Raw genomic sequence first — 18,703 nt, forward strand, 5'->3', positions numbered from 1 at the left:
ACTAAATGTTTACATCCACTGCTGGACAAATCCTCGTCCTAAACTTTCTTGTCCACCAATTTGTAAGATTTCATTAGTGGCTAATAAATCTTTAAAATCTTTAGATGAGTTTTGGGCTGTACTATTAGCTTGAGATGTGATTCCCCAAGGTAAATACATTAATGTATCTGGAGGAATTGCTTCTTCATAACGAAAACCACCGTCTACTGATTTGTGTTCATCAAGTTTAATTTTTACTTGTCGCCATAAACTCATTTGAACTAATGTAGTACAGTGTTTATCTGGTAAAACTAATAAACGATTGAGAGAAGTTGTTGCTGATGATTTGGGGACAAATTCCTCCCATTTATCCCAAGGTTGTAATTTATCAGCTTTGATAATTGCATCTTTGAGGTAAACAGCAGATTTACCATGAGGAAAGTTATAACTATATTCGGGAGGTATAGTTAAATTACTACCTTGTAAACGTTGCCAACGTTGTAGTAACATCGGACAACTAATCCAAACTACACTATGACTTAAAGAAGGTACAGGTAGCCAAAGTATAGAAGCATCACCAATCCAAATATCACCTTGTTCTAATTGTTTACCATCTTTTAAGTCATTGCCAAATAGTTGATATTGCGTATCTTTCTCTGTGACAGTTGACCGAACTTTACCACGAATTGTACTAGAAGGAATATAAGGTAAATTAGTATGAGATTCACGCGCAATTCCTAGTAAATTACCTTCTTGAGTTGTACCACCTGTGTGTAAGGGAGATAGAAGATACAGGTAAATAGAATTAATCATGATTATTACCTTCTTGTTTGTAGTTAATCCACAAGAATTCTGAATAACCAAGTTTTCTCCAAGTGTTTACCTTGGTTTGTTCATTATCTTGAAATAAAAGTTGCGGTTGATTGAGGTAATACAAAGTACCAGGAGGTGTAGCAAAAACTTGCGGCGCCGGAATACTTTTACTCGCTTCTGCTTTTTCTCGAAAACGGCAATTAATAGGTACTAGTTTCTCTGTTGCTACACTGACTAAAGATCCTGGTGTTTGATTGCCGTTAATAGTATGGGCTAATTTCCATTCCCAAGGATAAGCACGGCAAATCGCCCTTTCTGTCCCTTGGGATTTATCTTTGCGTTCAAAAGTACCTGGTGTCACCAAGTAAGCGATCGCTTTACCTCCACGCGCAAAGTTAGCTTGTGATTGTTGTTGCAAACTTGCCCACTGTTCGCCTAATTCATCACAACGCTGCAAAATAGTCCGATGTCCTTCTCCTCCTAATCGTAAGCTGGTTGGAGTATCGATATTTTCGTCTATGCCAATTGCTAAACTCCACCCAGCATGGAGGCGAATTGCATTTTCGACAAAATAACCATCGGCATCTTTAACTTGTCTTGTTCCTTCTTCAATGGCATTGTGCGATCGCGTCTCTATTGTCCAAGGTTGATCTTCATGACTCCCAGAAATTACTTGCCAATGATCTTTTTCTATCTTTCCGGTTTGAAGATATGTTTTGACAACTGAGTATGGCAGATATTGTCTAAATTTAGCTTCTGAACCGTCACCTTTTACAAAATCATCTTCCTCGTCTTCTGTTAGTAGGTTGACAGGTTTAACTAAAGGACAAGGTTGAGTCTGATCACGTAAAACAACATTATGTAAATGAGATGCAGTTTCCCATGCTAAAGGAACAAGAGGTGTAGATTTCACAAATCCTAATGGACGGGGAAGATATAGGGTATTTCCTTTGTTTTCATAACAAAGGAAGGGTCCGACAATATTAAAGTCTTTCTTCTCTCCTAATAGTCCCCGCAATGCCCCTGCGATCGCATGACCATTGGGAGGAAATATACTACCCGCCCAAGCCCTTTCTTGTGGTGAAAATGGTTTGGCATCTCTTAACATTAATATATCTAATGGTGTGAGTTTATACCAATACATTAATTATCACCTCCTAGTTTGATGTCACGGTTGCGTTTGACAAAAGCTGCAAGTTTTAACCAGTTTTGGATTTCATCGTCTAAGTCTTTTTCTTTGGTAGTCAGAAATAAGGCTTGGAGAAAATCAGCTAAATTTCGCTGAAATTGCTGTTTGGCTTCTTGTTTGGCTGTGTCATCACCTTGGAATTGGTCACGGCGATCGCAAAATGCTTTTGTCCACGGTAAAATTGCTTCAGGACTCGGTGCTGGGTGTTGATTCCACAAACTCGCGGCTTGTTCAAATATGGCACTGTCTAATTCTTTGGCTGTAATTAATAATTTCTGCCACTCATGGAAAACATCAAATTTGGCAGTGGATTTTAAGGTGTTGCCGTTACCGTATAATACCCGTACTTGTACAGCATCTTTTTGGTCTTTTTTACCTTCCTTGAGATAAAAATGTTCTTTGGCTTTGGCTTCTGCTGACCAGAGACTTTCTAAAGCGATCGCTAGTGGTACTGAATGATGGACAATAACGATACCAAAGCTAATAGTTGCATTCTTCCCCATCGTGAATAATGGTCTTTTGGCTACTTTTGTGTGTCTTTCCAAAGCAGTCCAATAATCGCCATTGCTGTCAAATTCATCTTGAGGGTCTTTCTTTCCTTGAAAACATTGGCGAATATCCCATAACCAGTTATCCCATTCCCAAAGATTGGTGTAGGCTAAAACATCATCTCCACCTGCATAAATCAAGCGTCCAGCATAACGCTGTTCTGTCAAAAAAGGTACTAATTGATTAGAAAAATCTAACAAAGCCCGACTCAGGGCATTATGTGTTGATGGCCCCATGCGTTTTTTGACTTCTAAAAACTTATGAAAGCTTTCTAAAGATACTGATTTATCTTCCTTATCTTTTAATTTTGAAGGAATATAATCTCGATATTCTTTTAGTTTTTCACCCTGCAACCATTTACTCATATCGTCACCATCACCCGCCGCTAATACATACCAATCAGCAGGGTTATTACTGGGATAAGATTTATGAATAATTTTCGCAATATCTTGGCGATAATCATTGATTAAGTTTGCTGATATTTCTAAATCTTCAACTACCCACCCTAGATTTAGTAATCGCGGATGAAATTGTTTAAATTGAGTATTTTCATGTTGATCAATCTAAGGTATACCCCATTTTTCATGAATTACATCTAGTTTTTGTCCTCGGTCATCCACCCAATTTTTCACTGCTGCACAAGTTCGATTAAATATTTTTAATTCTTCAGAATCAGCATTTTTTAAATAACCTGCGACTCCTGATGTCAAATCTGGATAAGAAACAGCAATTTTATCTTTTGAGATATTCAGTAATGTCGGGAGGATTTTATGCAAACATCGTTTGACTGTCTCTGTAGCATTTAGTTGTTCACTGCCATCAAACAAACCTACGCGTTGTTGCCAATATTTTTTAGTTTCACCTTCAGTTATCCAATCCTCACCAGGATGCACCACTGGGCCAATACCAGAAATGGTGGAACGCGGGCCAAAAGCTGTAGGTAGTTCCCAATTCCGAGCATTTTTTACTGCTGCTAAAGCATATCGATTGGTGTCAAAAATCGATGCCCACCAAGAACCAACATTTACACTGAATTTTCGTTTTTGTTTTTCCCAACGTTGTTGATATGCTTCCCGCAGAAAATTTATTTCATTATCTTGAAATAGGTTTTTATTTTGGTTAGTTATATAAGCTTGATTTTGAGCGTTTAGCCAATCTAAAAATTCTGTCTCTCGTTCTTTAGGAATAGCGGCATTTTTGAGAAGTTTTCCCTCTTTGCCTATGGGTAAAGCTGTCCAATAAAATTGCCATTGAGATTGTAACCAACCTTTCCAAGTGCTGCTGTTTGCTTGTAAATCTGGCATCCAATGACGTTGAGTTTGTAATTCGTCAAAAACCAAATCACCAATTTGCGCCCACTCTTCTAAAAGTGTTTGTTTGACCAGTTGCATCGCTGCTTGCACTTTATCTTTTGGCAGCACTAATACCAATATGTTAGGAAATCCTGCCGTTAAAAGTGAATTAGCTTCAGGTTTTTCTCTCCATTTTTCAAACTCAGGAAATTCTTTTAATAGCCAATGGTCAATTAATGGTTGTTGGTAGAGGCTGGGATAAAGAAAGCAATCAGGGCCGTATTTTAGGGCAACTTGCCAACAGACTTTAGCTGAGAGATAGTGCAATAGCCAAGAACCTGCCCAAAAGTCTCGCATTTTGCGGCTGGCTTTGATGAGTTCTTGGACGGGGGTAAAAGTGAAGCTGGCTAAATAAGGATGAGATAAAGTTTTGTTGGTTGGCCAGCGTTCAATGTCTGCGGTTGTCAGATCATATCCTGCTAACGCGCCAGCCAAGGCTGCTGTAATACTACCATGACTCCAAATAGAACTATCTGGTAGGCGCGTTTCAGCTGGCATCAACATCAAAGATTCATCATCAAATTCTTCACAAGTAGCTGCTGGTAAACAACGCCATAGCCACCAAAACAAACCCTTAATTTTTTCGGGATTTGTTCTCAACTCTTTTGGTATGGCTTCTAGTAACTTTTGTTCTTTTGAAGTTAAGTAATCCTTGCGATTTGTCGCTAGCATTTCTGAATGCTGCTTAATTTTGAAATGACGTTTTTCCCCAGATAGCAGGTGAGATATTTCTAGACCTTGTTCTCGGTTATTACCTTGAGCATAATTGACACTTGTGGTTACACTACCAATAGCACCCCGATCGCTTGCTGAGGCAATATAATCAGCTTGGTGGATGTGTTCTAGAATTTTGCGTCCAGATGTCTCTGGGTTCCAGTTATTCTCACGCCAGTTTTGCATGACTTCTAGTTGTTGCCAGAAGCTATTTTCACCACGTCCACTATTATTGTGTAGCGCTTTTAGCACAGGATCATGAAGTAATCCCCAAATTTTTGCTTGCCAGTATGCTTCCGACACAGGTTTGCTTTCTTTGATAGTGACCGCTATTGTATAAATCTAAATTAGCGATCGTCCAATAAATATTAATCTTGATGATTGCTAACAATTTTTAGCTTAATCCTCTCCTAGCAAGGTTTGGAGTAAGTTAGTTTGCAGTTATTTAAATATTTTTATATTTATTTATTTACAATTTGAATTATTTCTACTTAAACCTCATCTAAGTTGAGAACGGTAGTTTTCGCCCTCACCCTAAATCCCTCTCCCAGATATGGCAGAGAGCCTCGGAAACCTAACCCCCCCAGCCACCCTTCCCTACAAGGGAATGGGGGTTTCAAAGCCTCTCGACCTTTCGGGGAGAGGTTTGGAGAGGGGTTTCTAGTATACTTTACGACTTTTCAAACAACCAGCGAGTCGAGAGTCAATTTTACATCAATAGAAGACAGTGTTTTTATAGCGTTTCCATTCAATTAGTTTCTCCAGCGAGTGGAGACACGAAGCTGAAGTTTTCTACTCCATTGAGAAGGAAGATGGTTTCCATTCAATTAGTTTCTCCAGCGAGTGGAGACGCTAAATGAACACCGAATACACCGTGAGATATCAATATGTAGAGTTTCCATTCAATTAGTTTCTCCAGCGAGTGGAGACATACACCACTTGTCCAGTTACAGAATTCGATTACATCGGGTCTACTTGTTTCCATTCAATTAGTTTCTCCAGCGAGTGGAGACTCAAGGCAAGAAAAAAACTACCGGGATAAAGCACTCAGAGCTAGTTTCCATTCAATTAGTTTCTCCAGCGAGTGGAGACCCCTCGATTTTAAACCCTTATCCAGCCAAGAGTCCAGAGGCAGTTTGCGAGGGGGTCAGAATTTGAGACAGCAAAATCAAAAACATCGGTGAAAAAAATCCTTGAAACCCTTACAAGACAAGGCGGCGATGGGGTAAACGATATAATCAGCATTTCCGCGATTTCCAGACGCCCTCGCAACCAAACTAAATAATTAGCGAACCTGGAAATTCTGTAACAGGTGGACCCACACCCCAACATTCCACCTGTTCTAAAGTATGACGTGATAGAGGGTAAAACCGCAGATTATCTTCAGCCAACTTAACTATTTTCTGGAGTCGGCGACGCAGTTCCTTATATTTATCAGCAGACAATCGACATTCAAACACCGAATATTGAACACGTTGACCATAGCCTTCTAATAAATCTGATACTTTTTTGCGGCGTTTATCACAAGGAATATCATAAACCACCACATACAAAAACATATAAACTAACGAATCTGATAAGGCTGATAAAGTGAGCTAGGCTTATAGACAAACTGCTTATACGCCTTAACCTGCTGCGTCAACAAATCCCATTTCGGTTGTTTCTCTCCAGAGTCAGTTTGAATTTCTTCTTCCATCCTTTGTAAAAAAGCTTGAAGATACTTCCGCCGTCCAGAATCATTTAAATAACATCCTCCATCACGGTAATCAAAATCTTTTTGGGCATTCACCACCTTACTATTTACTAACCACAACACCAAAGAATCGACAATTGGGGCGCGAAATTCTTCAATTAAATCAGAAGCTAGCGCCGCATGACCATCATGTGCTTGGTGCAAACAAGCATAATAAGGATCAAGTCCTTGAAGTTCAATCAATGCTAATAAATGATTCCAAAGAACCTGATAGCCAAAACTCAACATTGCATTCACAGGATTTCCAGGAGGACGACGGCTACGCGCAGTAAACACAAAATCTGTATTAGTCAAACACTCAGCAAAAGCAGAAAAATATTGTGCAGCACCAGCACCTTCAAACCCCATCAATCTCTCAACTGAATCAGCCTCCGCCGCTTGGTTAGCCAAATAATCAAGACTTTGCAGCACATTTTCTAGAATCTGAGACTCTAGTCTTTTTCGCTGTCGTCGCATCAACACGCGACTATTTTTTAACTTTGCCTGCACAATCGCACGCGCAGAGATTAACTTTTCCACTGGTGACAATTGCTGCTGATAGCGGGATAATTGACGATATCCCCTAGCGATCGGTAAAATTCTGCCATAGCAGAAACCCATACGCGATAAATAGGTAATCGGAATATCTCGCCATAGACAAGCGCGAATTGCTTGGGTGCTAACTTGCGACTTACCGAAAATCAGAACTTGTTCCAATAAAGGTAATTGCACCTCACCGCAAATAGTCTCTCCTTGCTTAACAAGCAAAGTTTCCTGCTGCAAACACACATAACAATTTTGTTGAGAAACGTAGAGAGTTCGCATAGAATTATGAATTTTAAATTATAAATTATGAATTTGTTGTTACCCTAACTTTTCGCGTTGTCTGGTAAACCTCTCTCTAAATCTCTCTCCTAAAAGGAGAGAGACTTTGAATTTTCCCCCTTAGAGGATGTTTGAAAAGTATTTTTGGTAACATCAAAGCCTCCCAAACCTAACCCCTCTAAGGCGTGTTTTCAAACCTTTCTTGAAGCACCTGAGTTTTTGGAGATCCCCCCAACCCCCCTTAAAAAGGCTTGCTCTTAGAGTTTCTTTTCCCCCCTTTTTAAGGGGGGTTAGGGGGGATCTTCGAGTTTGAAAACGGTTAGATTTTTCGTAGGCTTTTCCAGATGAAAAGTCAGATTGTTACCGCCACCATCGCAGGAGATTAGATTTCCGTGAATTACGATTTATCGGCTGAGATGAAGCTGTTAACCCTGCATTCTGTCCTGATTCCAGCCCAGCAATAACCCTATCTGCCACGTTGGAAACAACATAACTAGCGAAAGTCACTAATAAAGTATTGATAATTACTGCCATCAAACCCAAAGGTGCAATCAGCAAAATCACCAAAGTAACGCTTCCATTGAAAAATGATACCAAAATATTACGTAGTTTAGCACCGCGACGAGAAATATACACAGTTATAAATATGACTTATGTAAAGGTTGATATTCCGTACCATTACTAACTACGATATCCCCTAACTCACCAAGAAGCCAGTAAAAGAAAATAATTGATGCTGTAACTATAACCAAGCTATAACTATTGTATATAAGGAATTCACGCTAGATTATTACTCGCACTACTAATATTTTCTAATTCCTCATGCCCAAAAAATCTATATCTCACCCCTACGCAGATCGCCTATCCTTTGAACGCCTGATGTTGCTAATTGCAACTTTGCTGAAGAATCCAGGTATAGGTTGTCCCGATTTAATCAACAGCAATTATGACAAACAACACGATGCACTTACTCAAGTACGAATATCCCTACAGCAATTAGCTGTCGAGTGTAGAATCAAATTACCAGAAGATTATCCGGCGATCGCTACTCTGCGAAAAGACTTACAAACCTTGCGCCGCTACAGCATCCTAGAACGCCGAATGTATCGTTGGGGATATTATCTGGGTACTGGTGCCATGTCTCAGACAGAATTAAAAGTAGCTTTTAATGCCTTAGCATCCCAAGCCAAATACCAGGGAGATCCGCAGTTAAGGCGAATTTGCGAAATACTTAACAAAAGACTGCGGGGATTAGACATGGAATTACAAGGTAAGTTTTTTTACCCTGTCAGACAGCATCTCAACCGTGCCATAGTTTATACATATCCTGAAGAAATGGCTGCACAGGGAGAGAACCGTAATACACTATTTCACCAGTTACCAATGCTAGAAACAGCCATTAGCCAAGGACAAACAATAGAAATTTCTCGTGCTAGTGACCCATATAACAATAGTTGTATTGGACTCTTACAGGTAGTTCCTTTGCAATTAATTTATCATGATATTGCTTGGTATCTGCTTTACGAAAACTCCGAAAATGGGCATTTAGCAATTGGACGGCTAAACCGCTTTAAAAATTACTGCAAAGCCTTGAATGATGGACTAGGTAGAGGTCTAGAAGCACAAAAAAATAGTCTAAACAAGGCTTATCAACTACTAAAAAATGGCTGGGGTTTGTATTTAGGTCAACCTCCAGAGCAGCAGCTAGAACTACAAGGACAGTTAGAATTGTTAACAGTAAAAGTGCGTTTTTTTCCTCCAGTTACAGCTTTCATTCAAGAGGGGGAACTACGTCACCTCAAGCAAAAAATTATCCCTGGTTTAAAAAATGAAACTACTGGTAATCCTAGCTACGTAGATTATATAATTACCCTGCCGCCTCGCTCTTGTGATGAGTTTAGTCTCTGGGTTTATCGCTATATGCACAGCGCACGAGTTATTTCCCCACCTCATTTGGTAGAAAAACATCGTCAAGCTGCTCATGCTTTACTATCTCAATATGCAACTCCTCTTCAGGATGCTAAGTAGACGTCACCGTAAAAGGGGGTTGAGGGTGAGGTTCCTTGCTCGCCGCAGGTGTTGCCAAGGGGCTTACGTGCCGTTGGGCGTTCTTTTTGTGAAATCTACCATATTTAACCTTGATTAAGTAATTGTATACTCGACTGAATTTCAAGTTACAAAAGAGAAAATGGTGTTGGGTGTTGCAATTTATGAATCTGCCTTTTCGGACATTGGGAGTTGCGCCAAATGCGTGGACAGTGAATCATGCGATCGCAGATATCACTCGTCTTCAAAAGACGCCACAACCGGTTATTTTATCAACTGAAACTAAAACCCTGCGCCTAGACTTGGCAAAAACTGCTATCCTCGTCATTGATATGCAAAACGACTTCTGTCACCCTGATGGCTGGTTAGCGCATATCGGTGTAGACGTAACTCCGGCGCGTCAGCCCATTGAACCTTTGAACAACTTACTTCCAGAACTACGTGAAACTGGTGTTCCAGTCATTTGGGTAAATTGGGGAAATCGTCCCGACTTGCTCAATATTAGTGCTGGTTCGCGTCACGTCTATAATCCCACAGGGGAGGGTGTGGGATTGGGCGATCCCCTGCCAAGCAATGGTGCTAGAGTACTCATGGCAGGTAGTTGGGCCGCAGCAGTTGTAGACGAACTAGAACAGATTCCCGAAGATATTCGTGTGGACAAATACCGCATGAGTGGGTTTTGGGATACGCCCTTAGATACTATTTTGCGGAATCTGGGAAGGACAACATTATTTTTTGCTGGTGTTAATGCTGATCAATGTGTGCTAACTACATTATGTGATGCCAACTTCTTAGGATATGACTGCGTTTTAGTTAAAGACTGTACCGCTACCACTTCTCCTGAATATTGTTGGCTGGCGACATTGTATAACGTCAAACAATGCTTCGGTTTTGTCACTGACTCGCAAGCAATTTTAACAGCACTGCAAAAGAGTTAGAAGTTAGGAGTTAGGAGTAGAGACGCGATTAATCGCCTCTCTACAGGAGTTAGGAATATTTAGTAATTAGTGATTCTGTGAGTTAGATATACAACTAACAACTGAATATTCAGGACTTGGATTTGAGGAATTTTCATACCCATCGATAACTTTAGAGGGGATAAATAAATGTACGCTACTCGTTGTGTAATTCCGGTTATCAAATCTCTCAAAGATTACCAAGTATATCGCATTAGTCCCAATGACTCTAATCGATTAGCAATTATCTTCGATTCCATAAATGCTAATACTTCCTTGACTTGCTGCATAGAAATTTTTGATGTTGGTGGCCAAACACCCCCAAATCGCCATCAGTGGGCGGTGGAAGTTTTTTTCGTGATCAAAGGGGAAGCGATCGCTATGTGTGATGGCAAGAGTGCCGTAATCCAAACTGGAGATAGTTTATTAGTGCCTCCCACTGGCACTCATTTGATTAAAAATACTGGTTCTACTCGCTTGTACACGTTGACTGTTATGGTTCCCAATGAAGACTTTTCAGAATTGATTCGCAGTGGTATTCCGACGGAGTTAGATGCAGAAGATATGGCAGTACTAGGAAGATTAAATGCTTTGATGCCCTGTTAAAATAATTCGGAATTCGGAATTGAATTAGTATACTAGCCCTAGCGAATAGAATTCGCGGCTATACAGACAAAACCCACACTTCTCTACGAGAGGCTGCGCCGACGACAAGCTCAGTGACCGCCTCCGTGGGTTAAAAACCCTTGGTACAAATCCCCTAATTTTAATTATGGGGATTTCTCTGTTCACTTTTAATGTATTTTGCTCAATTCAAAATTGATAATTGATAACTTTTGTCTTCTTGTACTTGTAACTTTCCATCTTTAGTTAGCTTCATCTTCTGCCCCCGCCACTCTATAGTGTTGCCAATAAAGGCAAAACACCAAATAGCAAAGCTTAACAAGTCGCACCAAGGAACCAGCCACAGAAACTTTTTGACAATTGGATCTTTCAGACTGATAGTACCAACAACCCAAGCCATTACCAATCTTGTTACCCAACAGATACATAGTGCTAGCCATCCTAGCATTGAACCATTCGTGGCAATTAGCAGCAGCAAGCTGGTGACGACACCATAGGTAAAAATTAGTCCTAGATAACCCCAAGGACGAGAAACTCGTTTACAAAGCGCCCAACGAATCTGGCGCTTGATGACATCAATTAAGGTACTGCCTTTATGTAGATGTTCAACTATGTAATCGGAAAGCACAACTTTGTAACCTGCTTGGACAGGTAGATAGCCAAGTTGGAAATCATCTGCCAGATAATCAGCGATCGCTTCAAATCCACCGATAACTTCTAGTACTTTTTTCGGCATGGCAATGGTGCAACCAAAGGCATATTTTATACCATTTTCCTGGATTTTGCTGACTAAAACCCCAGCATGAAACTCAGTAGTAATACTAATAGCCTCTAATGTCGATATCCATCCTTGAGTTAAGGTTCGATACATACAAGTAACTACACCCACGCTTTCGTCTTGCAATGGCTGGATAACTCTTTGCAAATAGTCTGTTCCAACTCGGATGTCACTATCAGCAAGGACTAAAATTTCGTATTTAGCTTTGGCTACGGCATTGGCCAAGTTGCTAACTTTCAGGTTTGTACCGATGACGCGATCGCTTACGATCAGCAGAATATCCAAATCTGAAAAATTGGCGATGATTTTCTCTACAACCTCTATGCAAGGGTCTTTAAAGTTTCGCACAGCAAAGATGATTTGATATTCTGGATAGTCTTGCTGACAAAATGAGGCTAGGTTTTCATAAGCATCGCTATCAAGCCCACAAATGGGTTTGAGGATACTAACAGGTGGATGAAACTCTAGATCAATTGGCCGGGGATCAGCAAAAAAAGTTCTTGCTGCATAAATTGCATAGCAATAAAACCAGATAGATGATATGCACAAAATTAGCAGGAAATCAATGATAATCAGGTGAAGATTTGTGAAGAAAGTAGATATAAACATGGAATTGATTAGCAGGCTGTAATGTTAGCATTTTCTCGATTCGCTGCTAAGAAGTTTAGGACTTTTTTATGTATATTAAATGAAATTGGGATGACAAAGTTATTACTGAATTCTGAATTCTGCCTTCTTCTCTAGGTGGCACGTTGGGATAGTAAATGGTGGTTGGTAATTTCAAAGCCGTTACTAAGGAGCGCTTCGCGTACCTGCTCACTTAATAAAGCAGCAAGTTCTGCTTCACCTGCCCCGATAGCTCCATTCAAAGGATCGTTATGAATAGCGGTCGCTGGATGAGAGTAAATCTCCACCAAGTTTGCCTGGATTTGGGGTATCAACCCAAGCAAGTATTCTTCTGTAATGCCACCAGTTTGCAATAAACCATAAACTCTTTGGGTAAAACTAATACCTTGGGATTTTAACATCTTCTCACCATAGCGGCGTAGTCTGCCGAATACTCCTGACCAAACTAGCTTTGTCAGCAGATGACTGCGATTAATTCTCAGGGTTAACCCCAACTCCTCACTAGGAAGACGAATTACTTTAATATCAAATTCTGGTGCCAAGTCAACTAAAATACGCAAGACTACTGGATGCATGTGCAAGTGCAAATGTCCATCCACATGAGAGAGAGGCAAACCAGTTGAACGGTATTTTTCCAACTGGGCGCGAATTTCTTGCCGCAATTCTTGACGGGTTTCCCTGACAAATTGATAGCGTAATCCGGCAAACAATGGACTGTTGGAAAAGTTACCTTGTTTGTCAACTAAATGGGGTATTTGCTCTGGCGGTAGGACAGAGCGCCCACATATCAATACAAGATGTAGACCAACAGCTAGGTTTGGGTGGGCATTTGCCAAAGTGACAGCCTCTTTTGCAGCATCAGCGCTCACCATCAGGCTGGTACTTGTTAGCACTCCTTGTTTGTGTGCTTTGATAATTGCTTGATTAACTCCTTCGGAGTAACCAAAGTCATCACCATTGATGATGGCGAATCGCTTTGCTTGCATAAGTTTTGTATTTTTTCTGATAATTGAGCTATTGAGTTAGGGATTTCCAAGAAATAAATTAAATCGAACCACAGAGACGCAGAGAAGCCAGTGCGTTGGGGAGCCAGTCCATTGCGGGGGTTTCCCCCGTTGAAGGAACTGGCGTCGGGTTCCCCGACTTGTAGCACCTGGCGCGACACAGAGGAATGAGGAAGAGAGAGTTTTTTGTCAGGGCCTTAGAGGTTGTTTGAAAAGTTTTTCGCTGTGACTTTAGGCACTTTTAGATCCCCCCTAACCCCCCTTAAAAAGGGGGGAACCGGAATCAAAGTCTCCCTTTTTAAGGGAGATTTAGGGGGATCTAGAACTTTTTGCTACTGATAAGAGGACTTTTCAAATATCCTCTTAGACTTATGCCGATCCCAATCCAAAATGGTATTATGTCAATTGCTCTAAAAAGAACAATCAACAACTAACTAACAACTACTGATTCGGCTTTCGCAGTTGCTTGGGTGCGACGATCTTTTAAGTAGGAGAAAAATTCCCGCCCCTCACGCAGGCGGCGCACTAACATTTGGGGATCGGTGAGCATTTCGCTGACAATTGGGATAATCGCTCTGGGACGGAAGTAGAACTTACGATACATCTTCTCAACAGCATCTTCAATCTCAGCACTGGAGAGATTTGGATATTGTAGTGGAGACATTTGAATTCCTGAACTGGCAACTAAGGAATTGTTGCTAAACCAATTATTTTCTTGGGCTTGACGATAAAGTTCTGTTCCGGGATAGGGAGCTGCGATCGAAACCTGAATTGTATGAGGACTAATATCGCAAGCAAAACGGACTGTTTCCTCAATTGTTTTTTGGGTTTCGTCGGGTAAACCAATGATAAATGTGCCGTGTACGGTAATGCCAAGTTTATGACAATTGTCCATAAACTTCCGCGCTACTTCTAGCTTGACTCCTTTCTTAATCCCATCCAAAATTTGCTGATTGCCAGATTCAAATCCTACTAATAGTAGGCGTAAGCCATTGTCACGTAGTTGTTTAAGGGTGTCATAGTCCAGATTGGCGCGGGCGTTGCAACTCCAAGTCAGTTTGAGTCGCTGCATGTGTTCGCTAATTGCGATCGCACGATGTTTGTCTATAGTAAAGGTGTCGTCATCAAACATATATTCTCGCACCTTGTCGCCGAAGAGAGCTTTAGCTTCTTCCATCTCGCGCCCAACAGCTTCTGGGCTTTTAGTGCGGTATATGTGTCCCCCAATTGTTTGCGGCCAAAGGCAGAAGGTACATTTTGCTGGACAGCCCCGCCCAGTATAAAAGGAAATGTATGGATGCAGTAAGTAGCCGATAAAGTATTTGGTAATATCCAAATCACGGTGATAAATCGGCAATACACTGGGCAGAGAATCCCAATCGTGAATCAAGGGGCGGTCTTCATTATGACGTATATTACCCTGGCGATCGCGGTAGCTTAAACCTGTGATTTCCTCCCAAGATTTACCTTCTGCTAATTCTTTGCAGGTATAGTCGAATTCGTGGCGACACACAAAGTCAATAATTGGGTTTTCAACCAGCGTCTGCTCTGGTAATACTGCTACGTGCGCTCCAATCAAGCCAATCTGGATATTAGGGTTTTGAGCTTTGATAGTCTCGGCGCACTTCACATCATTAGGCAGCGAAGGCGTGCTGGTGTGCATAATAATTAGCTCGTAATCTTGAGCAATTTTGATGACATCTTCGACTGTTTGCCCATGTGGTGGTGCATCTATCAACTTACTCCCAGGCACAAGGGCTGCGGGTTGCGCCAGCCATGTCGGATACCAGAAGGAAGTAATTTCGCGCTTGGCTTGGTATCGGGAACCTGCTCCACCATCAAACCCATCGAAGGAAGGAGGACTGAGAAACAAAGTTTTTTTCATAGATATATTTTCTCATATATAGTTCAGGGCTTCTACCTAACACTTCTTTAGGATAAAACCTCAAAAGTAGCATAACCGATCGCAGTCCTAAATGATTTATTTAAATGATGTCCCATAAGTCCAATGTGAATCAAGTTTTCAATATTACCTGCTTTTAGTGCTGGCTTGGCCATTTTTCAGAAAGTTGACGATAATGACTAAATATGTATATTCATAGCAAAATATTCGTTAAATAAGTTTAACCTTTGCGTCAGTCCTAACAATTTACGGTTTCTCGAATAAAACCTCACCCTGGTTTTGCTACGCAAAACCTGTCCCTCTCCTTAGTAAGGAGAGGGATTAAAGTCAGGACAGGGTGAGGTTTTTGTTTTGAGTAATTCGATGACTTGCGTATACACAAGTCTGAAATAGTTTACTCACCTAGTTTTTCGCGTCAGTTTTACCCCACCTCCCCGATGCATTGGGGAGGAAATTAGATTCCTCTTTCCCCCCTTTATAAGGGGGGATTAAGGGGGGTAATTTGACTTGTGTGTACACCGTAGCCTCCGCGTGGGTGAGAGATTTGGAGAGCAGGAAAAACCCATCCCACAAAACGAGAAATCCGGGTTATGTATTTTTGTTTTTTCCTATGAAACAACCCTGGAGTTAAAAAGGAGGCTTGGGGGAATTTATTATCTATAATCTTGGTTTTGAATACTCCCCAAACGAGCAGCATCCCGAATGTTATATTCTGGTCGAGTAAAGCGATTTAGCTGCATCTCAAAAAAATCTCGATTGGCTTGTAAATGATTAAGATTTTGGTCATCTAATGGATATAAAAGCGCAGTTCGCAAGGCTTGAATTACCGCAGAAGTGACACAGTACATCGACCGTTGAAAACTAACTCCCAACTGAATCAACATATCTTCTTCACCCCGGCAATGTTGGCTATAGTAATCAACAAGATATGGTGGCAGAAAATGCAACATATCTTGCATTAATAATGTGGGAGGAATACCAGCAGTACCCACTGGAAATACATCAGCGTAAAGAATGCCATAGTGAAAATCTTTTTGGTCTTCCGGTACTTGACGCGCTTGAGCATTATAAGATTTTGTGCCTCGGAAGGGTGCAGTGCGGTAGAAAACTGCTTCTACATAGGGTAATGCGGCTTCATATAGCCACATGAAACCCTTAGATTTGGGCACAATTTCATAGCATTCGCCACGAATATAAACATGATGGTAAATGGGACGACCTGCGATCGCAAATATACCATTAACTAAGAAGCTCATCGCCTCTGGGACGCTGCTAATTGTCCCTTCGTCATAGCGGTCGGACATTTCAAAGAATACTGGGGCCATGATTTCCCAGAATAAGCCCAGATTAGCGTAGTATGACATCTGGCGGCACTGTTCCAAAAACATATCGGGGAACAGCTTGTAAAGTCCCAGCATTACGGGATTCCCTTGGAAGTAAGCTTTAATTGCCTTGTCAGCGTTGGCTTTGTATTCTTCTGAATCTAGGTAAGGGTCAAATTGCCCACCCATCCCCCTGTGCCATAACATCGCCCGCATACAAGCTTCCGCAAATTCCATGTTAATGCGATCGTGGAACAAGTGATGCAACAACTTCGGCATTTTGAAAGTTTCACCCTTCTCAATAAATGCCAAAAGTTCTGGATGTGCAGTAGCTTCGCCGCGCCAAATTCGTAAATCGGCATCATCGCCAGCATAATGATTATGCAGTTCTAAATACTCTTTGGGTAAAAAGTATTTAAAGAAAGGCAACGGGTTTAAAAATTCGCGTTCGGCAATATAAAGTAGGTCACGCCAGTAAAAATCCATCGGCACAGCATAAGCTTTGTATAAACCGATGATTTGCATCAAATTTTCTGGGGTATCGGGTAACATTGCACCGCCTGCTTCTAAGCGGTGAATTACTTCGGCAAATTCGTGATTAGAAGGAGGTAATTTAATTGCTGTTTTAATTGCTGTCATGGTAATCGTAAATTGGTAGAGACGCGATTTATCGCGTCTGGGGGATAGGTTTTGAGACGCGATAAATCGCCGTCTCTACAAGTGTTTTGATTTATTTCCTATTTCACCGCTACTTCAGAGATGACGGTTTTTTCCAAAGAGGGAATTGCAGCCACCATTGTTGTAGTTGTGGATTCACTCCAACGCACTAACCAAGTGGGTTGTACTCCCAAAAAGATGATAAAAGCTGCCAAAATTAAAGCTGGTATTTTCTCAGACCATAAAACTTTGGGATAGTAGGCTAAGTTATCGAGTCTGCCAAAACAGGTGCGGTTGAGGAGAATGACAAAATAAACTGCGGTTAATCCACTAGCTACTACACACAAAATTGTCGAGATGGGAAAGATAGAGAAACTACCTTGAAAGACGATAAATTCGGCAATGAATCCTGTTAAACCGGGAATACCAGCACTAGCCATACCACTTAAAACTAGTAGCGCACTAATTAGGGGTAAACCGCGTATGGGACTCATCAAACCATTGAGTTTATCTAACTCGCGGGTGCCAACTTTAGCTTCCACGACTCCCACCAAATGGAAAAGAATCGCCAGGATGATACCGTGGCTAAACATTTGGGCGACTGCACCCACAAGTGCTAAAGGAGTACCGGCGGCAGCAGCTAGCACTACATAGCCCATGTGACCGATAGAACTGTATGCTACCATGCGTTTGATATCTTTTTGAGCGATCGCAATTACTGCCCCATAAATAGTGCTGAGTGCTCCCCAAATCGCTAGATTCGGTGCAATAATACTCCAAGCATGGGGAAACATACCCAACCCAAATCGCAACAATCCATAGGTTCCCAGCTTTGCCAACACGCCACCAAGAAGAATAGCAATTGGTGCTGAAGCCTCAACATAAGCATCAGGTAGCCAAGTATGGAAGGGAATTAAGGGAATTTTAATCCCAAAACCTAATACTATTCCTGTTAGTAAAAGGAGTTGTTTAGCTATTGACAAGTTTTCTGTAGAGACTGCATCAAAAGCAAAATTGGTAGAACCACTCAGCCACACCATACCCAAGAATGTCGCCAGAATTAAGGCTCCTGAAACAGCAGTATAAATCAGGAATTTAATCCCAGCATAACCCCGTTTTTCTCCTCCCCAAATTGAAATTAGTAAGTAGAAGGGGATTAATTCTAGTTCGTAGAATAGGAAAAATAGCAGTAAATTTTCCGCGACAAAAGCACCTGCGACTCCTCCACTAACTAATAAAATCATCGAGTAGAACAGCCGAGGACGTTCAGTTTCTTTACTACTGCTGTAAATAGCAATCCAGGTCAGCAGGCTATTTAACACCAACATCAATATCGAAAGCCCATCAACACCTAATTGATAGCTCAAACCAAGGGTTTCATTCCAGGGCAAATACTCTTTAAATTGCATTCCTGGATTACTGATATCAAATTTTAGCAGGATAAAAAGGTTCCACAATAGAACTATCCCAGAAAAAACTAATGCTGTTAAACGAATGCGATTTTTAGGGATATTTAGAGGTAGTACCGCTATGAAAATAGCAGAGAAAATCGGCAGCCAAATCAAGATACTTAACATGGTAATTTGGTAGTTTAAAAAATTGGTAATTTAAAGTTCGCTGTGTTCATATCCCA

At 41.1% G+C, this 18,703-nt stretch carries 15 protein-coding genes and 1 CRISPR repeat array; of the genes, 3 read left to right on the plus strand and 12 right to left on the minus strand.

The window, feature by feature from the left end; all coding sequences use genetic code 11:
• Positions 1 to 9: 9 nt before the first annotated feature.
• The 7 genes from cmr4 to csx18 form a co-directional block, all read right to left on the minus strand.
• Entirely contained in the window at positions 10 to 792 is a 783-nt protein-coding gene (gene cmr4 / locus V7K15_RS01735; RefSeq protein ID WP_334902467.1) for a type III-B CRISPR module RAMP protein Cmr4, read from the minus strand.
• Positions 785 to 1,936: a type III-B CRISPR module-associated Cmr3 family protein gene (locus tag V7K15_RS01740; protein ID WP_334902469.1), complete on the minus strand. Its 1,152-nt coding sequence runs from the start codon at positions 1,934 to 1,936 to the stop codon at positions 785 to 787. The genes cmr4 and V7K15_RS01740 overlap by 8 nt, the downstream gene beginning before the upstream one ends.
• Positions 1,936 to 3,093 (minus strand): type III-B CRISPR-associated protein Cas10/Cmr2, encoded by a 1,158-nt coding sequence (gene cas10 / locus V7K15_RS01745; RefSeq protein ID WP_334902535.1) that lies wholly within the window; start codon positions 3,091 to 3,093, stop codon positions 1,936 to 1,938. The genes V7K15_RS01740 and cas10 overlap by 1 nt, the downstream gene beginning before the upstream one ends.
• Positions 3,094 to 4,899 (minus strand): type III-B CRISPR-associated protein Cas10/Cmr2, encoded by a 1,806-nt coding sequence (locus V7K15_RS01750; protein WP_334902471.1) that lies wholly within the window; start codon positions 4,897 to 4,899, stop codon positions 3,094 to 3,096.
• Between the two features lie 437 nt (positions 4,900 to 5,336).
• Positions 5,337 to 5,688: a CRISPR direct-repeat array (repeat unit 36 nt; unit sequence GTTTCCATTCAATTAGTTTCTCCAGCGAGTGGAGAC).
• 185 nt (positions 5,689 to 5,873) lie between these two features.
• Positions 5,874 to 6,155: a CRISPR-associated endonuclease Cas2 gene (cas2, locus tag V7K15_RS01755; protein ID WP_334902472.1), complete on the minus strand. Its 282-nt coding sequence runs from the start codon at positions 6,153 to 6,155 to the stop codon at positions 5,874 to 5,876.
• Positions 6,156 to 6,160: 5 nt separating this feature from the next.
• Positions 6,161 to 7,153: a CRISPR-associated endonuclease Cas1 gene (gene cas1, locus V7K15_RS01760; RefSeq protein ID WP_334902474.1), complete on the minus strand. Its 993-nt coding sequence runs from the start codon at positions 7,151 to 7,153 to the stop codon at positions 6,161 to 6,163.
• A 360-nt stretch (positions 7,154 to 7,513) separates the two neighbouring features.
• Positions 7,514 to 7,789, minus strand: coding sequence for a CRISPR-associated protein Csx18 (gene csx18 / locus V7K15_RS01765; RefSeq protein WP_334902476.1), 276 nt, complete (start codon positions 7,787 to 7,789; stop codon positions 7,514 to 7,516).
• Between the two features lie 186 nt (positions 7,790 to 7,975).
• Here csx18 and V7K15_RS01770 point away from each other — a divergent pair, with 186 nt between their 5' ends.
• The 3 genes from V7K15_RS01770 (at position 7,976) to V7K15_RS01780 (ending at position 10,761) form a co-directional block, all read left to right on the plus strand.
• Complete coding sequence (locus V7K15_RS01770; RefSeq protein WP_334902477.1) at positions 7,976 to 9,181, plus strand: helix-turn-helix transcriptional regulator; 1,206 nt, start codon at positions 7,976 to 7,978, stop codon at positions 9,179 to 9,181.
• A gap of 182 nt (positions 9,182 to 9,363) precedes the next feature.
• Entirely contained in the window at positions 9,364 to 10,137 is a 774-nt protein-coding gene (locus V7K15_RS01775; protein ID WP_334902479.1) for a cysteine hydrolase family protein, read from the plus strand.
• Between the two features lie 168 nt (positions 10,138 to 10,305).
• The gene (locus V7K15_RS01780) at positions 10,306 to 10,761 is read left to right on the plus strand and encodes a cupin domain-containing protein (RefSeq protein ID WP_334902481.1); all 456 of its coding nucleotides are present in this window, start codon (positions 10,306 to 10,308) and stop codon (positions 10,759 to 10,761) included.
• Between the two features lie 202 nt (positions 10,762 to 10,963).
• Here the strand turns inward: V7K15_RS01780 and hpnI are convergent, their stop codons facing one another.
• The 5 genes from hpnI to V7K15_RS01805 form a co-directional block, all read right to left on the minus strand.
• Positions 10,964 to 12,166, minus strand: coding sequence for a bacteriohopanetetrol glucosamine biosynthesis glycosyltransferase HpnI (gene hpnI, locus V7K15_RS01785; RefSeq protein WP_334902483.1), 1,203 nt, complete (start codon positions 12,164 to 12,166; stop codon positions 10,964 to 10,966).
• Between the two features lie 131 nt (positions 12,167 to 12,297).
• A complete protein-coding gene (hpnK, locus tag V7K15_RS01790; RefSeq protein WP_334902485.1) occupies positions 12,298 to 13,170 on the minus strand; it encodes a hopanoid biosynthesis-associated protein HpnK in 873 nt (290 codons plus the stop codon).
• A 448-nt stretch (positions 13,171 to 13,618) separates the two neighbouring features.
• Positions 13,619 to 15,073: a hopanoid biosynthesis associated radical SAM protein HpnJ gene (gene hpnJ / locus V7K15_RS01795; RefSeq protein ID WP_334902487.1), complete on the minus strand. Its 1,455-nt coding sequence runs from the start codon at positions 15,071 to 15,073 to the stop codon at positions 13,619 to 13,621.
• A 671-nt stretch (positions 15,074 to 15,744) separates the two neighbouring features.
• Complete coding sequence (locus V7K15_RS01800; protein ID WP_334902489.1) at positions 15,745 to 17,052, minus strand: CO2 hydration protein; 1,308 nt, start codon at positions 17,050 to 17,052, stop codon at positions 15,745 to 15,747.
• Positions 17,053 to 17,150: 98 nt separating this feature from the next.
• Positions 17,151 to 18,647, minus strand: coding sequence for an NADH-quinone oxidoreductase subunit M (locus tag V7K15_RS01805; protein WP_334902491.1), 1,497 nt, complete (start codon positions 18,645 to 18,647; stop codon positions 17,151 to 17,153).
• Between the last annotated feature and the right edge of the window lie 56 nt (positions 18,648 to 18,703).

This window comes from Nostoc sp. (assembly GCF_036919815.1).
In the GTDB taxonomy this organism is placed as follows: domain Bacteria; phylum Cyanobacteriota; class Cyanobacteriia; order Cyanobacteriales; family Nostocaceae; genus Nostoc.

Bases quoted from the DNA above. Each gene is read 5' to 3' on its own strand.
- cmr4 (WP_334902467.1), bottom strand. From the start codon at position 792: ATGATTAATTCTATTTACCTGTATCTTCTATCTCCCTTACACACAGGT.
- V7K15_RS01740 (WP_334902469.1), bottom strand. From the start codon at position 1,936: ATGTATTGGTATAAACTCACACCATTAGATATATTAATGTTAAGAGAT.
- cas2 (WP_334902472.1), bottom strand. From the start codon at position 6,155: ATGTTTTTGTATGTGGTGGTTTATGATATTCCTTGTGATAAACGCCGC.
- cas1 (WP_334902474.1), bottom strand. From the start codon at position 7,153: ATGCGAACTCTCTACGTTTCTCAACAAAATTGTTATGTGTGTTTGCAG.
- V7K15_RS01770 (WP_334902477.1), top strand. From the start codon at position 7,976: ATGCCCAAAAAATCTATATCTCACCCCTACGCAGATCGCCTATCCTTT.
- V7K15_RS01775 (WP_334902479.1), top strand. From the start codon at position 9,364: ATGAATCTGCCTTTTCGGACATTGGGAGTTGCGCCAAATGCGTGGACA.
- V7K15_RS01780 (WP_334902481.1), top strand. From the start codon at position 10,306: ATGTACGCTACTCGTTGTGTAATTCCGGTTATCAAATCTCTCAAAGAT.
- hpnI (WP_334902483.1), bottom strand. From the start codon at position 12,166: ATGTTTATATCTACTTTCTTCACAAATCTTCACCTGATTATCATTGAT.
- hpnK (WP_334902485.1), bottom strand. From the start codon at position 13,170: ATGCAAGCAAAGCGATTCGCCATCATCAATGGTGATGACTTTGGTTAC.
- hpnJ (WP_334902487.1), bottom strand. From the start codon at position 15,073: ATGAAAAAAACTTTGTTTCTCAGTCCTCCTTCCTTCGATGGGTTTGAT.
- V7K15_RS01800 (WP_334902489.1), bottom strand. From the start codon at position 17,052: ATGACAGCAATTAAAACAGCAATTAAATTACCTCCTTCTAATCACGAA.
- V7K15_RS01805 (WP_334902491.1), bottom strand. From the start codon at position 18,647: ATGTTAAGTATCTTGATTTGGCTGCCGATTTTCTCTGCTATTTTCATA.